The 14,338-nt window shown below is 56.8% G+C and carries 14 protein-coding genes; 10 read left to right on the forward strand and 4 right to left on the reverse strand.

Going from position 1 to position 14,338, the window contains the following annotated elements; genetic code table 11:
- Positions 1-279 precede the first annotated feature (279 nt).
- From GF1_RS05995 to GF1_RS06005, 3 genes are all read left to right on the forward strand, one after another.
- Positions 280-2,454, forward strand: coding sequence for an adenosylcobalamin-dependent ribonucleoside-diphosphate reductase (locus GF1_RS05995; protein WP_267928726.1), 2,175 nt, complete (start codon positions 280-282; stop codon positions 2,452-2,454).
- A gap of 68 nt (positions 2,455-2,522) precedes the next feature.
- Positions 2,523-3,047 (forward strand): SEC-C metal-binding domain-containing protein, encoded by a 525-nt coding sequence (locus GF1_RS06000; protein WP_267928727.1) that lies wholly within the window; start codon positions 2,523-2,525, stop codon positions 3,045-3,047.
- 8 nt (positions 3,048-3,055) lie between these two features.
- Positions 3,056-3,457, forward strand: coding sequence for a VanZ family protein (locus GF1_RS06005; protein ID WP_267928728.1), 402 nt, complete (start codon positions 3,056-3,058; stop codon positions 3,455-3,457).
- A gap of 81 nt (positions 3,458-3,538) precedes the next feature.
- Here GF1_RS06005 and hemB read toward each other — a convergent pair whose 3' ends face one another.
- From hemB to GF1_RS06025, 4 genes are all read right to left on the reverse strand, one after another.
- Entirely contained in the window at positions 3,539-4,516 is a 978-nt protein-coding gene (gene hemB / locus GF1_RS06010) for a porphobilinogen synthase (RefSeq protein WP_267928729.1), read from the reverse strand.
- Positions 4,517-4,960: 444 nt separating this feature from the next.
- Complete coding sequence (locus GF1_RS06015) at positions 4,961-6,328, reverse strand: sigma-54-dependent transcriptional regulator (protein WP_267928730.1); 1,368 nt, start codon at positions 6,326-6,328, stop codon at positions 4,961-4,963.
- 104 nt (positions 6,329-6,432) lie between these two features.
- Positions 6,433-8,655 carry a sensor histidine kinase gene (locus tag GF1_RS06020; RefSeq protein WP_267928731.1) on the reverse strand — a complete coding sequence of 741 codons (2,223 nt, stop codon included), beginning with the start codon at positions 8,653-8,655 and terminating at the stop codon, positions 6,433-6,435.
- A gap of 89 nt (positions 8,656-8,744) precedes the next feature.
- Positions 8,745-9,326 carry a DUF4390 domain-containing protein gene (locus tag GF1_RS06025; protein WP_267928732.1) on the reverse strand — a complete coding sequence of 194 codons (582 nt, stop codon included), beginning with the start codon at positions 9,324-9,326 and terminating at the stop codon, positions 8,745-8,747.
- A 315-nt stretch (positions 9,327-9,641) separates the two neighbouring features.
- Between GF1_RS06025 and GF1_RS06030 the strand changes: the two genes are divergently transcribed.
- The 7 genes from GF1_RS06030 (at position 9,642) to rfbB (ending at position 14,337) form a co-directional block, all read left to right on the forward strand.
- On the forward strand, positions 9,642-10,055 hold the full coding sequence (locus tag GF1_RS06030) for a DUF302 domain-containing protein (RefSeq protein ID WP_267928733.1): 414 nt from the start codon (positions 9,642-9,644) through the stop codon (positions 10,053-10,055).
- A 70-nt stretch (positions 10,056-10,125) separates the two neighbouring features.
- The gene (locus tag GF1_RS06035) at positions 10,126-11,115 is read left to right on the forward strand and encodes an arsenic resistance protein (protein ID WP_267928734.1); all 990 of its coding nucleotides are present in this window, start codon (positions 10,126-10,128) and stop codon (positions 11,113-11,115) included.
- A 46-nt stretch (positions 11,116-11,161) separates the two neighbouring features.
- Positions 11,162-11,557 carry a NifB/NifX family molybdenum-iron cluster-binding protein gene (locus tag GF1_RS06040; protein ID WP_267928735.1) on the forward strand — a complete coding sequence of 132 codons (396 nt, stop codon included), beginning with the start codon at positions 11,162-11,164 and terminating at the stop codon, positions 11,555-11,557.
- A gap of 79 nt (positions 11,558-11,636) precedes the next feature.
- Positions 11,637-11,933 (forward strand): DUF134 domain-containing protein, encoded by a 297-nt coding sequence (locus tag GF1_RS06045; protein WP_267928736.1) that lies wholly within the window; start codon positions 11,637-11,639, stop codon positions 11,931-11,933.
- 146 nt (positions 11,934-12,079) lie between these two features.
- On the forward strand, positions 12,080-12,265 hold the full coding sequence (locus tag GF1_RS06050; protein WP_267928737.1) for a 4Fe-4S dicluster domain-containing protein: 186 nt from the start codon (positions 12,080-12,082) through the stop codon (positions 12,263-12,265).
- Between the two features lie 262 nt (positions 12,266-12,527).
- Positions 12,528-13,025 (forward strand): universal stress protein, encoded by a 498-nt coding sequence (locus GF1_RS06055; RefSeq protein ID WP_267928738.1) that lies wholly within the window; start codon positions 12,528-12,530, stop codon positions 13,023-13,025.
- Positions 13,026-13,266: 241 nt separating this feature from the next.
- On the forward strand, positions 13,267-14,337 hold the full coding sequence (gene rfbB, locus GF1_RS06060) for a dTDP-glucose 4,6-dehydratase (RefSeq protein WP_267928739.1): 1,071 nt from the start codon (positions 13,267-13,269) through the stop codon (positions 14,335-14,337).
- Position 14,338 lies beyond the last annotated feature (1 nt).

Genomic DNA, 14,338 nt, shown 5'->3' on the forward strand with positions numbered 1-14,338 from the left:
CCGTTTGAAAAACCACGGTAAACATACTGTAGCAGAGATCCGGACGCACTATTTTTTTCCAGTTCAAAAAGGCCATTCCGTCAGGAACTGGTTGAAAATATGTGCTTTTGTTGGAATGGGTCAAAACACAACCTGTTGCGCTTTTTGTAGTTGCCTGCCCCTATATGTTGTGCTATAAGACCGCAATGCCATGTTGAACAACTCCGGCCAGCCGGCCGGATTTTATCAGACTCCACACCACAAAACCTGAGCGAGAAAAGCCATGCAGGGGAGGGGCTCATGACACGTGATATTCCTAAAATGGAATTGACAAAAACCGCGGAAACCGTGCTCCGGCGCCGGTACTATCTCAAGGACCGCAACGGTAATCCTATCGAGAACTGGGAGTCGCTGTGTCATCGGGTAGCCGATGCGGTTGCCGTGGTCGACCGGGAGTACCCAGAATATGAAGAACTGCGCGACAGTTTCTTCAACATGATCTACTACCTCGATTTTCTACCCAATTCGCCCTGCCTGATGAATGCGGGTACGGATCTTGGCCAGCTTTCTGCCTGTTTTGTCCTGCCGGTGGAAGACTCCATGGATGGAATTTTCAGCTCCATTCGCAATGGGGCTCTGGTCCATAAGACCGGCGGCGGCACCGGCTACTCCTTTTCCCGGCTGCGGCCCAAGAATTCCGCCGTCCGTTCCACCCAGGGCGTGGCGTCCGGGCCGCTGAGCTTTGCCGCCGTGTTTGACGCCGCCACCGAGACCATCAAGCAGGGTGGCAAGCGCCGCGGCGCCAATATGGGCGTGCTTCGGGTGGATCATCCCGATATCATGGACTTTATCCATGCCAAGCAGGATCAGAACCGTTTCACCAATTTCAACTTCAGCGTGGCCATTACCGACAAGTTCATGGAGGCGGCCAAGGCAGGTCAGGATTATGATCTGATTGATCCCTCCACCGGCGAGGTGGTGGACACCCTCAATGCGGCTGAAGTTTTTGATACCATCGTCAATCTGGCCTGGCATAACGGCGAGCCCGGGGTCCTGTTCATCGATGCGGCCAACCGGGCCAACACCACTCCCCAGCTAGGCGAATTCGAGGCCACCAACCCCTGCGGCGAACAGTGGCTGCTGCCCTACGAGTCGTGCAACCTGGGGTCCATCAACCTTGGGCGCTATGTGAAGGACGGGGTCGTTGACCGGGAGCGGCTGGGCCGGACGGTCCGGCTGGCCGTGCGTTTTCTGGACAACGTCATCGACTGCAACCGGTTCCCCATTCCCGAGATTGCTGAGATGACCCAGAAAACCCGCAAGGTGGGGCTGGGCATCATGGGCATGCACGACATGCTCATCCAGATGCGCCTTCCCTATGCCAGCGAAGAGGGACGTGCAGCCTCGGCCGATGTGATGCGTTTCATCCGTGAGGAAGCAGAGCAAGCCTCCATCGAGCTGGCTGAACTCAAGGGACCTTTTCCAGCCTACGACCCGCAGGTCAACAAGTATCCGGCCCGACGCAACGCCGCCCTGACCTCCATCCAGCCCACCGGCACGGTCTCCATGATCGCGGACTGTGCTTCGGGCTGTGAACCCTATTTTTCCATTGTCATGGTCAAGCATGTCATGGACGGAGACCGGTTGCTGATGGTCAACAAGCTGTTTGAGCAGGTGGCCCGGGCCGAGGGTTTCTATTCCGAGGAGCTGATGAATGAGGTGGCGGAAAGCGGCACCGTGATCGGCCATAAGGATATTCCCGAGGAGTGGCAGGAGATCTTCCGTACGGCCCAGGACATCCCGCCCGAGGATCATATCCGCATGCAGGGTGCCCTGCAGACAAATGGGGTGGACTCGTCCATCTCAAAGACCATCAACCTGCCTTCCACAGCCACCAGGGAGGATGTACGTCTCTCCTATCTGCTCGGCTACGAGCTCGGCTGTAAGGGACTGACCGTCTACCGGGACGGTTCCCGGGATGCCCAGGTATTGAACACCGCGGCCAAAGAAAAGGAAGACCAGACCGCCACGGTCTCCACCCAGGGGTTGATCCGCAAGAAGACCCTGCCCGATGTCCTGAGCGCCAAGCGGTATCGGCTCAAGGACGCCAACGAGAACACGATCTATATCATCGTCTGTTTTGACGACAATGAAAACCCCATGGAGGTCTTTGCCAAATTTCCATTTGACAACCGGGTCGACCTGAAGGATAAATCCACCATGTGGACCACCACCTGCCGGCTGGTCTCGCTGGCCCTGCGCTACCAGATCCCCATGGATGAGATCATCAAGCAGCTGGACCGCTCCAGCGGGCACATGCTCGACCTGCCGGCCCAGCTCGGCAAACTGCTCAAGTCGTTCATGGCCGGCACCCACCACGGATTTGCTTCCATCTGCCCGGAGTGTTCCGGTAAGCTGGTCTTCGAGGAAGGGTGCGAGACCTGTCACGACTGCGGCTATTCCAAGTGTTCCTGAGCCCGCCGGGTTTGGACTGCCCGGGCTTCATGGCCCTTTGATGGTAACTGGACAAGGAAGAACAAAATATGGCAAAGATTGGACGAAATGATCCCTGCCCCTGTGGCAGCGGTAGCAAATACAAAAAATGCTGTCTGCCCAAAGCACAGGTAGGTCAGCCGGTCACTCCCATGGAACAGGCCCGGGTTTCCCTGATGGGCCAGATCGAAAAAATCCAGCGGGCCGCGGCCGCCGGAAAAGAGAAAGTTTTTGAAGTGGGCGTGTTCGTTTTCTTCAGCAAGCGTGACGGCGATGCCTGGCTCCTGGAGATAACCGACTCAGATGCGGTCCAGGTGGCCGAGGCGGGTAAACCGCTTGACACCCCCATCGATGAAAATCCGGAGACCATTGAGATTAACTGGAGTCACACCTTTGCCATCCGGGACAAGAAATTCTACCTGACCTCCTACGAGGACAAGAGCGAGGCCCTGCTCCCCGGAGTACCCACCCAGCAGGTCCGGGCTGCCATCCGCAGGATACGGAAACGGTATCCCGAGGAACTGCTCAATCAGGTCCACATCCCCCAGGAGAATACCGAAACGGCAGATTCCTGAACACGAACATGAACCGCTGGTATCGATATATCCCCCTGATCCTGGTCATGGGGATAATCTTCTACCTCTCCCATCAGCCGGGTGATACCCTGGAGCTGCCCGACCTGCCGGATATCGACAAGGTCTGCCATGCCCTGGCCTACGGCGCTCTGGCCGGCAGCGCGATCTTTGCCCTCAGGATGGACCTCTGGCGACGCTATCCGTTGCGGATGGCCCTGCTGGTCCTGGCCTTTTGCCTGGGCTATGGGATCAGCGATGAGTTTCATCAGTCCTTTGTTGCCGGCCGGGACACCAGTGGCTGGGATGTGGCTGCCGATATGACCGGCGCCCTGCTGACCCAGGGGGCCTGGCTCTGGTATCTGCGGCGGAGGTTCGGCGCTCGTCTAGCGGCCATGCTAACCTCCAGATAGCTTTTTGGTTCTGCATCAAGTGACAAAAAAAGCCCGGTCGAGCAATCGACCGGGCTTTTTTTCTTTTTCTTTTTTTCGTTATCAGCCGCCCCGAAGCAGCCTGGCCATGTCCTTGGCAAAATAGGTGATGATGATATCAGCCCCGGCCCTCCGGATGGAGAGCAGGGTCTCGGCCATGACCCGGTCGCCGTCGATCCAGCCCTTTTCAGCCGCAGCCTTGATCATGGCATACTCGCCGCTCACATGATAGGCCGCCACCGGCAGATCGAATTCGTCGCGCAGCTGGCGAATGATATCCAGGTAGGCCACGGCCGGTTTGACCATGAGGATGTCTGCCCCTTCGTCCACATCCAGGGTGGCCTCCCGCAGAGCCTCGCGGGAATTGGCCGGATCCATCTGGTAACTGCGGCGGTCGCCGAACTGGGGCGCGCAGTCTGCCGCGTCCCGGAAGGGTCCATAGAAGGCCGAGGCGTACTTCACCGCATAGGACATGATCGGGACCATGTGAAAGTTGTTTTCATCCAGGGCAGAGCGGATCTCGGAAACCCGGCCGTCCATCATGTCCGAGGGCGCCACCATGTCCGCGCCGGCCTTGGCGTGGGACAGGGCTGTGCGGGCCAGCAGTTCGAGGGTGGTGTCGTTGTCCACCTCGCCTCCCACCAGGCAGCCGCAGTGGCCGTGGTCGGTGTACTCGCAGAGGCAGACGTCAGTGACCACGGTCAGCTCGGGTACCTTGTTCTTCAGTTCGCGGATCGCCCGCTGGACAATGCCGTCACCGGCATGGGCACCGGAGCCCATGGGATCTTTTTTCTCGGGCAGGCCAAAGAGAATGACCGAGCGGACGCCGAGTTCCAGGCATTCCTTTCCTTCCCGGGCCAGCTGATCCACACTGAGCCGGAAGACCCCGGGCATGGAGGGCACGGGTTCGCGCCTGTTCTTGCCCGGCATGACAAACAGGGGATAGATCATCTGTTCCGGCACCAGGGTGGTTTCCCGGATCATGGCCCGGAAGTTTTCATTTTGCCGCAGTCGACGGGGACGATATTCTGGAAAAACCATAGTTGCACTCCTTGGCCGGCATTCGCCGGAGTCTGTTAATGGGAAATCCCGTTTTGGTAAACTTGATCTCTGATTTTATCCGAAAATCACCACAACTTTGCATGATTACATTGTGATTTTCATAGGTCGAAGTCTTCGCTATCGGTTGAGGCTGGGCCGTGCCGAAACCCGGAGTCTCCCTTCGGTCGCTTACCCGGAGTCTCCCTTCGGTCGCTTACCTGGTCCAGCCATGCTGGTTTACCTGAATCAGTGACGGAAAAGTTTCTGTTTCTTGCGAGTACCACCAAAGCTCAGCTGTCACCGATATGAGGGATACCATCGCTTATTCTCTCTATCTGTAGAAAAAACGTGGTTGCTCAGAGATACGCCCGTACGAGTAACTCTTTCTGAGGCCAAGCGATGGTATCCCCCGAAGAATGAGCCTGGCGGCCGCCATCACTTTTTTCACTTGTCGTTCTTTATGCCCAGGGCCTTGACCTTTTTATGCAGGTGGCTGCGTTCCAGGCCGATTTTTTCAGCGGTCTGGGAGATGTTGCCGTTGTTTTCTGCCAGCCTGGCCTGCAGATAATCGCGTTCAAACTGTTTTCTCGCCTCCCTGAAGCCAAGATGGCGGTAGGGCACGCTGACCGCCGGGGCAGGGGAGGAGGCCTGGCTGCCACTGCCCAGGAACAGGGTCACGTCGCTGGCGTGAATGATCGGCTCCGGTGACATGATGACCAGCCGTTCCACCAGGTTGCGCAGCTCCCGGACATTGCCGGGCCAGGAATGGTGCATGAGTTCGGTCAGGGCATCGTCGGAAAACTGTTTGCGGCCCAGCCCCTTTTTCGAAAACTGGATCAGGAAGTCCTCCACCAGCAGGGGAATATCCTCCAGCCGCTCCCTGAGATCCGGTACCCGGATCGGCACCACGTTGAGGCGGTAGAAGAGATCGGCCCGGAAGGTACCGGCCTCGATTTCCTTTTCCAGGTCCTTGTTGGTGGCGGCCAGCACCCGGACATCCACCTGGATGGTTCGTGACCCGCCGACCCGCTCGAATTTCTGCTCCTGGAGGATCCGCAGGACCTTGGCCTGGCTCTTGAGGCTCATGTCTCCGATTTCATCGAGAAACAACGTGGAGCCGTCGGCCTGATCGAACTTGCCCTTACGGCTGGTGGTGGCGCCGGTGAAGGCACCTTTCTCGTGGCCAAAGAGTTCAGATTCGATAAGGTCCTCCGGGATGGCGGCGCAGTTGACCTCGATCATGGGCTTACTGCTGCGCCGGGACTTGCGATGGATGGTCTGGGCCACCAGTTCCTTGCCGGTGCCGTGCCCACCGCGGATGAGGACCCAGGCATCGGTGGGGGCGACCCGGTCGATCTGTTCCCGTACCTGGCGGATGGCAGGGGAGTTTCCGGTCAGGTCCGGAGTGGCGGGCGAGCTTTCCCGCAGGAGCTGGTTTTCCCGCTCCAGCCTGGCCACGTGCAACCCCTTGTTGATGGCCAGGACGATCTTGTCGTAGGACAGTGGTTTTTCAATGAAGTCAAAGGCGCCGATGCGGGTGGCCTGCACCGCAGTTTCAATGGTGCCGTGGCCCGATATCATGATGACCGGCAGGTCAAAACGCTCTTTTATTTCCTTCAACGCCTCCAATCCGTCCATGCCGGGCATCCAGATGTCGAGCAGTACCAGGTCCACCTTTTCCTGATCCAGGAGAGCCAGGCCCTCCTCGGCTGAAGCCGCGGTCCGAGGATGAAACCCCTCGTCGGCGAGAATCCCGGAGAGCGATTCGCGGATGGAGTCTTCGTCATCGATAATCAGGATGGTGGAGGCCATGGGTGTCGTATTCAGCTGTCAGGGAAGTCTCGGTTGCTCTGGCTTGACAGGCCGTTTACGTTTTTCAACAGCCTGTCAAGCCATGGATCTGATGATACAGGTTATCAGGAATCCAGGGGAAGCTCAACGATAAACACCGCGCCGCCAGGCCGGTTGTCGGCCACCCTGATAACCCCGTTATGCTCGGAGACAATGGTGTGGGCGATGGCCAGGCCCAGGCCGGTGCCGGACTTGCGGGTGGAGAAGTAGGGTTCGAAAAGCCGGAGCCGCACCTTTTCGCTGATGCCCGGGCCCGAGTCCGCCACCTCCATGCACACCTTTTTGCCGTTATCGGTCAGGGAGAAACGCAGGTGGATGGATCCTCCCTCGTGGAGCACGGTGACCGCGTTATCAAGCAGGTTGATCAGCACCCGTTTCATCTGTACCGGATCAAAGTGAAACGGCGGGATATCGCCCGGTTCCTCAAGGGTGAAATCGATATGCTTGTGGGCTTCGCGGTACAGGACCAGGACATCGCGGGCCATGGCGACCAGATCACCCTGTTCCTTTTTCAGTCTCGGCATGCGGGCAAAGTCGGAGAATTCACTGACCAACCGCTTGATCTCGTCCACCTGGTTGACGATGGTCCGGGTGCACTGGTCAAAGATCTCCACATCTCCTTCGATCCGGTCCAGGTACCGTTTTCTGAGCCGCTGGGCCGAGAGTTGAATAGGGGTAAGCGGGTTTTTGATCTCGTGGGCGATCCGCCTTGCAACCTCCTGCCAGGCGGCCAGGCGCTGGGCCTTTTCCAGGTTGGTCAGGTTGTCAAAGACGATGACATAGCCGATGGCGCGTTGATTCTCATCCATCAGGCGGGTGATGTTGACCAGCAGGGACAGGGTCTCTCCCCGGCGCACAGTGATCCGCAGGTGGCGCTCAACGGAATGTTTGCCGGATTCCAGCAGCTCCCGGAAAAAATTTTCCACGATCATCACGTGAGGCCGGGCGAGCACCTCGTGGTAATCCCTGTGCAGAAATTCTTTGGGGTTTATCTTGAGGAGATCTTCGGCGAACCGGTTGATGGTGGTGATCTGGTTGTTCTCGTTGATGGCGATGACGCCGGCGGCCACGTTTTCCAGGATGGTCTCCAGGTAGCGCCGTCGCTGTTCCGACACCTGGTTGGACTGCTGCAGGGCCTCGTGGGCCTGGGCCAGCTGCCGGTTGGAGGCCAGCAGATCGGAGGTCATCTGGTTGAAAGAGTCCACCAGCAGGCCCATCTCATCGTCGGATTCCTTCTCCAGGGTGAAGTCCAGCTCTCCCTCGGCAACCCGCCGGGTGGCCTGAGCCAATTTGTTGATGGGGCCGGTCAGGGTGCGGGCGATGTAGAACCCGAACCAGATGGCGCCAAAGAGGATGAGCAGGGTGATGATGAGAAGCATGATCAGCAGGCTCAGCTTGATGGGCGCCTTGAGCATGACCAGCTGGCGATAGTCGTTGATGCCGCTGGTGATCGCCTGCATCTGTGCCAGCTGTTCGGCCGGGATCAGCAGGGTGGTGACCAGGTAGGTGGCCAGTTCTTCCTTTTGGTTCACCGCGAGCGGGACAATGGCCTGGACCAGCTCGCCGGCACTGGAATCCTGGGTGATGACCTCGGGTCGGTTTTCCTCACTTGCCCGCCGCATGGCCTCGGTGGGAATCTCCGGCAGAACCACAGGCAAAAGCCGTGGCCCCCGGACCGAGAGCAGTTCCCTCCGGTTGGCGTCGATGAGGGTCAGGGCATCGGGTGCGCCCGGCGGAGCGGTCTCCAGGGTCCGCTTGAACAGTTCCTCCACCAGTTCCCTGTTCTCAAGAGAAATCAATCCCGAGTCGATCAGCCGCGCGATCCGGCTGCCCATGTTCTCGGCCCGTTTTTCCGTGTCCCGAAAGATGGTCTGGGCAAGCTTGAGCGAGGCCTGGAGCGACTGTTCCACGTTGGTGTTGAACCAGTAATCCATGGACGTGGAGACAAAGCGCAGGGCAATGACAAAGAGCAGGATTGTCGGGATGAGCGACAGGGAGACAAACGAGACCACCAGCCGGGTTCGCAGCTTGGAGCCGAGGATATTATGCCGGCGCTCAAATATCAGCTCCACAAGGTTACGCAGGACCAGGTAGAGCATGAGCAGGAGCAGGAGGGCATTGATGTTGATCAGGGCAAAGACCAGGACGGTGCTGGAAACCGGAAGGTTGAGATTGCCACGGAGAATGGAGGCCTGCAGGTAGCCAAGCAGCGGAATCAGCAGGACACAGCAGCCGATGACATACCGGACCAGGCGGCGTTTTTTCTGGCGTTGTTCAGGGGTCAGCATCAACTTGTCTCGGTGGTTCTCTGCCGGTAGAAGGGAGTTTCGGGCGTCTCTCAGGCCATGGGTTTTTCAGGAGCCTTCGCAGTCAGGGTTCAGTACCTGAATTCAATGGCGCGCCAGTCGGTTTCAAAGTCCCACAGGGAGACAAAGGGCACAAGGTAATGGATACCCAGGGGCAGCTTTTTTTCCGCCAGCTTTGCCTTGATGCGCAGCTCGTAGGGCGCATCGGGCTCCAGCACGTCCAAGGGAATAACCTTGAGGCCGCTGAGCTCGGTCATGAACTGCTTCGCTTCGTCCAGGGACTTGGTCTTTTCGATCCGGTTGCCAAACTCGGTCAACTGGACATGGTACTCCTCTTTCAGCGCATCATAGGTCATGGTGTGGGTGACGCTCAGATCGGCCAGGGTGGTGTCGAACCAGTTGTTGCGTAACTGGTCCAGTTCCACCATGAAGGTGAACGATACCGGGATACCGTTGCGTACGCCCTCGATCATCTCATCGGTAAAACAGTTTTTTATGGTGGCAAAGAGGAGCAGGTGGCTGCTTGAGGTGGTGATAATGATATCAACTATCTCCGGCTCGGCTTCCTGCTGGGCCCTGGGTGACAGGGGAAGCAGCAGGGCAACGAGCAGGAAACATACAGTCAGTCGCATGGTACGGAGCAGGTGCGTCATATATAAAAAAATCTCTTGAGAGAGTCAGGTGGATCGTCGGGAAGTGTCTGGGCACAGGCGGGCCTGCATCCAGAGTAAAATTCACCACTTTAGCAACTGGCACTCCGCTTGTCCATCCGGAAGTGACCCGGATCCCGGCGTCTGCCATGAATAAAATCCTCCTTGACACTGGAAATGAGACACACTAGTGTGTGCATATGCTCAAAACAGTTGGCCGCCGCTACCGGCCCTGATGCAGTTTATGCCGTTTTAACCGTTTATATATTTTATATTTTTAACTTTTTAACTTTTTAACTTTTTACAGGAGGAAGTTCCATGAGTGACCATCTGTACAAGGCGGAAACCACCAAATCGGCAGCAGAATTTGCCCGGGACCTGGGCAGGGTTGTGGGTAAGTATGGCTTTGTCATCCACAACGAGTCCAATATGGACATGGCCCATTCCTTTGGCAAGCACGGCGTGGAAGTGGCAGAGGAGTTCGATCTGCACATGATACAGATCTGCAAGCCGGAAAAGGCGGCCAAGAGCCTGCAGGCCAATCCCGAGCGGGCCATTCTCATGCCCAAATATGTTATGACCTTCTCCAAGGACGGCAAAACCCAGATTCGCTTCTTCTATTTCAGTGCGGAAAACATCAGGGCCATGGTCGATGACGAGGCCTTTCCAGACTCTCTGGCCCAGACCTACAAGAAGATCATTTCCATGATAGAAGAGGCCATTGCGCTGTAAATGAGCAAAATGAGCAGGATCTATCCTCTCGCAGATACAGGGCCTCCGGGCCCTGCATAAGGAGACTGTTATGTGGAAATTTCTCATTTCCATCAACAAGAAACTGGTCTATGCCATCCCCACCATGATGGTTCTGGGGTTTCTCTTCGGAATCAACACCGATCCGGTCCTGATCAAAAAGCTCAAGACCCTTATTATGCCCCTGACCTTCCTCATGGTCTACCCGATGATGGTAACGCTCAACATCAAACATCTCAAGGAGGGTATCCAGAACGTCAAACTGCAGCTGACCACACAGTTCATCAACTTCTGCATCGTCCCCTTTGTCGCCTATGGGCTGGGGATGTATTTTTTCAGGGATAACTCCTACATGGCCCTGGGGCTCCTGCTCGCATCCCTGCTGCCTACCTCGGGCATGACCATCTCCTGGACAGGGTTTGCCAAGGGTAACATGGGTGCGGCCATCAACATGACGGTCATCGGCCTGACGCTTGGTTCCCTGGCTACGCCGCTCTATGTCCAGGTGCTGATGGGCACCAAGGTGGACATGAACATCATCCTGGTGGTCAAGCAGATCGTCTACATCGTCTTCATTCCCATGCTGCTTGGCTATTTGACCAGGTCCTGGCTTTTGAAAAAGTATGGGATGAAGGAGTTCAAGGCCCGGCTTGCGCCCCGTTTTCCATCCCTTTCCACCCTGGGTGTGCTGGGGATCGTGTTTGTGGCCATGGCCCTCAAATCCAGACAGCTGGCGGCCAACCCTGGCATTCTCTGGTCCATTTTTCAGCCGCTTTTGATCATCTACTTTCTCAACTTCACCCTGGGTACCCTGGTCGGCAAGATGCTGTTCAACCGGGGCGACGCCATTGCCCTGGTTTACGGAACGGTCATGCGCAATCTCTCCATTGCCCTGGCCATCTCCATCAACGCCTTTGGCACCAAGGGGGCGGACGCGGCTCTGGTCATCGCCACCTCGTATATCATCCAGGTTCAGTCCGCGGCCTGGTACGTGAAGTTTACCGACAAGCTGTTTGGCCCGCCTGAGGAAAAGGCGGCCTGAAACAAACACATATATATGAACCCAAGATAACGGAGGGTGTATCATCATGGAAGAATCACTTCGGCTGGCAGTCCCATCCAACAGTCCGGGCGGGCTTGAGGCCACCAGGTCCGATCATTTCGGTCACTGCGATGCCTTTACCCTCATTGATATCAGCGACGGGAAAATAATCCAGTCCGTGATCGTACCCAACCAGGATCACGGGGCCGGTGGCTGCATGGTACCGGTCCAGTTTCTCCGCGACCAGAACGTGGACGCCATTGTGGTCGGAGGAATCGGCGCCCGCCCCCTGCAGGGATTTGCAGAGGTTGGTATTGCCGTGTATTATGCAGCTAACAACAGTGTCAAAACGGTTCAGGAAGCCGTGGACGGCATTATCAAAGGCTCTTTTCCCCTTATCCGCCCCGACCAGGCCTGTTCCGGTCATGGGAACTGTCATTGACAGGTAACCCGGGTCCTGCTCCCGGTCCTGGCGCCAGCCGGCACCGGGCCGGGGTTGGATCTGAATTTTCAGAAGACAGATGTCACCACGCCCCAAGAAGAAACGTGTCTGCAAGGGAAAATTTTGCGGTCGGGCCTTCAAGCCCACCGGCATATCAATTCCCGAACTCAAGCACATCCCCCTGTACCGGGATGAGCTCGAAGTCATCAAGCTCTGTGATTACGAAGGCCTGTTTCAGGAACAGGCCGGTGAGAGAATGGGGGTGTCGAGGGGAACCGTACAGCGGATTCTTACCTCGGCCCGGCGCAAGATCGCCGAGGCCCTGACCACCGGTGCGGCCCTGGTCTTCGAGGAAGACGAGCATGGCCGGGAGTAACCTTAAATCAGCCAGGTAGCCTGCCGGATTTTTGTTTGGCAAAACGGTTGACAGATGGCAGGGGACGGATTATTTGTAAACATATGCACATAAAAAGATGGTGCAGGTGTGCCATCAGATACCAACTCAAATACAGGGGGTAGACCATGTTCCAGGTAGATGTCGACAAGGATAAATGTACGGGTTGCGAGGAATGTGTGAACAGTTGTCCGGCCCAGGTGTTCGAACTGGTTGACGGAAAGTCGGACCCTGTCAACATGGATGAGTGCCTGGGCTGTGAGACCTGTGTCGAGGTGTGTCCCGAAGGGGCAATTACCGTAACCGAACTGTAACAGGCTGTTGAAAAACGTAGCGAGCGAAGATGAGACAAGGAAAAATGAGGCGAAAAAGCGCAGTGTACATGGAGTACATGAGCATTTCGGAGTCTCGCAGATAAGCGCAGACTTCGAGCTCGCTTACCCGGAGTCTCCCTTCGGTCGCTTACCTGAGCCGAATTTTGTCGCAGTATCATCTGGTGCAGTAGTTTTTCAACGGCTTGGTAAGGGATATCCCGCCGGGCCGGAGCAGGTCCGGTAACAAGTGGGGGGCAAAGGTATGAAGCCACGGGTAAAAAGCATACTGTATGCCACCGATCTGTCGGACACAGCCAGGGAGGCATTGACCTGGGCGGTCAGCCTGGCTGAAAAATACGATGCGACCATCACCATTCTCCATGTCATGCCCGACCTGATCGAAGAGATGTCGGTGCTCATGGGCTATGACCTGGAATCCCATTTCGGGGCTGAGGACCTGCAGGCCTTTGGCGAAGAAGGACGCAGCGCTGTGGTGGAATCCATCAAGAACCGGATTCGTTCGGTCTGCAAAGACGTGCAGAACGAAGCCGGCTGTTCTCTGGATCTGGAAAATATAGTGATCCGCAATGGTCACCCGGTCCGGGAAATCATCGACACAATACAAGAAGGGGATTTTGATCTGGTGGTCATGGGTACCCACGGCCACGGCCTTCTTGACAAGATACTTGTCGGCTCGGTGGCCAGGGGAGTGGTAGAAAAAAGTCCCATCCCGGTCCTGACCGTCAGGTTGCCCTCCTGAGAAATACTCATTCTCCTACCTCTCCCAGCGCCTGCAGGGTTTCTTCCTCCTTCCCTGCAGGCGCATCTGTTTTTTTTTACGCCCCTGTTTGACAGAGTCTGTCTCTGTTTCTATAGTGCAGTTCTGATATCCATGGCCGGGCGGTCTCCTGCAGGTTTTCCGTCACTTGGTCCATGGCTGTCTTTCGGCAACGATTCGTTGTTATTTCCTTAAGTTAAAACATGTATCCGGAGCAGAGAGTATGGGCAGAACGGTTCTTGTAACCGGTGGTTGCGGTTTTATCGGAGTGAATTTTGTCCGGCTTGTTCTCGGTTCCTGTCCTGACTGGCGGGTCGTCAACCTGGACAAGCTGACCTATGCGGGTAACCTGGAAAGCCTGGGCGACCTGATCGACCATCCACACCACACTTTTGTCCGGGGTGATATCTGCGACCGGGACCTGGTGCGGCAACTCTTCCAGGACCATGATATCGATACCGTGGTCCATTTTGCCGCCGAATCCCATGTGGACCGTTCCATTACCGGCCCGGATGCGTTCATCAAAACCAATATCTTCGGCACCTTTACCCTGCTTGAAGTGGCCCGGGAAGTCTGGGAGACGTCGAACGGTTTTCCCGACCAGGTCCGTTTTCTCCATGTCTCCACCGACGAAGTATACGGCTCGCTTGGCGAGAGCGGCTATTTCACCGAGACCTCCTGCTATGATCCCCGCTCGCCATACTCTGCCTCCAAGGCCTCTTCAGATCACCTGGCCCGGGCCAGCTTCCATACCTACGGTCTGCCTGTGCTGATCACCAACTGTTCCAACAACTACGGTCCCTACCAGTTTCCCGAAAAGCTTATTCCCCTGGTACTCAACAATGGTCTGCACGGTCGACCACTGCCGGTCTACGGTGATGGCGGCAACGTGCGGGACTGGCTCTACGTCCAGGACCACTGCGAGGCCATTGTCCGGGTCCTGGAGCAGGGCAGACCTGGTGAGTCCTACAATATCGGCGGCCATAACGAGAAAAAGAACATCGAGGTGGTGGAGTTGCTCTGTGACATGCTCGATGAACGGGTGGAGCCGCTGCCGGGCGGCAAACCCCGGCGTTCGCTGATCACCTTTGTCAAGGACCGGCTCGGCCACGACCGCCGCTATGCCATCGATGCCACCAAGATCGAACGGGAGCTGGGCTGGACCCCGAAATATACCTTTGACCAGGGTATGGAACGGACGGTTGAGTGGTATCTGGGCAACCGGTCCTGGATGGAAGCGGTCATGGATGGCTCGTATCGCCAGTATTATGAAAAAATGTATGGCAACAGGTGAG

The sequence above is a fragment of the Desulfolithobacter dissulfuricans genome (assembly GCF_025998535.1).
Taxonomy (GTDB): domain Bacteria; phylum Desulfobacterota; class Desulfobulbia; order Desulfobulbales; family Desulfobulbaceae; genus Desulfolithobacter; species Desulfolithobacter dissulfuricans.

Coding starts and splice junctions, on each gene's coding strand:
- GF1_RS05995 (WP_267928726.1), top strand. CDS start 280: ATGACACGTGATATTCCTAAAATGGAATTGACAAAAACCGCGGAAACC.
- GF1_RS06000 (WP_267928727.1), top strand. CDS start 2,523: ATGGCAAAGATTGGACGAAATGATCCCTGCCCCTGTGGCAGCGGTAGC.
- GF1_RS06005 (WP_267928728.1), top strand. CDS start 3,056: ATGAACCGCTGGTATCGATATATCCCCCTGATCCTGGTCATGGGGATA.
- hemB (WP_267928729.1), bottom strand. CDS start 4,516: ATGGTTTTTCCAGAATATCGTCCCCGTCGACTGCGGCAAAATGAAAAC.
- GF1_RS06015 (WP_267928730.1), bottom strand. CDS start 6,328: ATGGCCTCCACCATCCTGATTATCGATGACGAAGACTCCATCCGCGAA.
- GF1_RS06020 (WP_267928731.1), bottom strand. CDS start 8,655: ATGCTGACCCCTGAACAACGCCAGAAAAAACGCCGCCTGGTCCGGTAT.
- GF1_RS06025 (WP_267928732.1), bottom strand. CDS start 9,326: ATGACGCACCTGCTCCGTACCATGCGACTGACTGTATGTTTCCTGCTC.
- GF1_RS06030 (WP_267928733.1), top strand. CDS start 9,642: ATGAGTGACCATCTGTACAAGGCGGAAACCACCAAATCGGCAGCAGAA.
- GF1_RS06035 (WP_267928734.1), top strand. CDS start 10,126: ATGTGGAAATTTCTCATTTCCATCAACAAGAAACTGGTCTATGCCATC.
- GF1_RS06040 (WP_267928735.1), top strand. CDS start 11,162: ATGGAAGAATCACTTCGGCTGGCAGTCCCATCCAACAGTCCGGGCGGG.
- GF1_RS06045 (WP_267928736.1), top strand. CDS start 11,637: ATGTCACCACGCCCCAAGAAGAAACGTGTCTGCAAGGGAAAATTTTGC.
- GF1_RS06050 (WP_267928737.1), top strand. CDS start 12,080: ATGTTCCAGGTAGATGTCGACAAGGATAAATGTACGGGTTGCGAGGAA.
- GF1_RS06055 (WP_267928738.1), top strand. CDS start 12,528: ATGAAGCCACGGGTAAAAAGCATACTGTATGCCACCGATCTGTCGGAC.
- rfbB (WP_267928739.1), top strand. CDS start 13,267: ATGGGCAGAACGGTTCTTGTAACCGGTGGTTGCGGTTTTATCGGAGTG.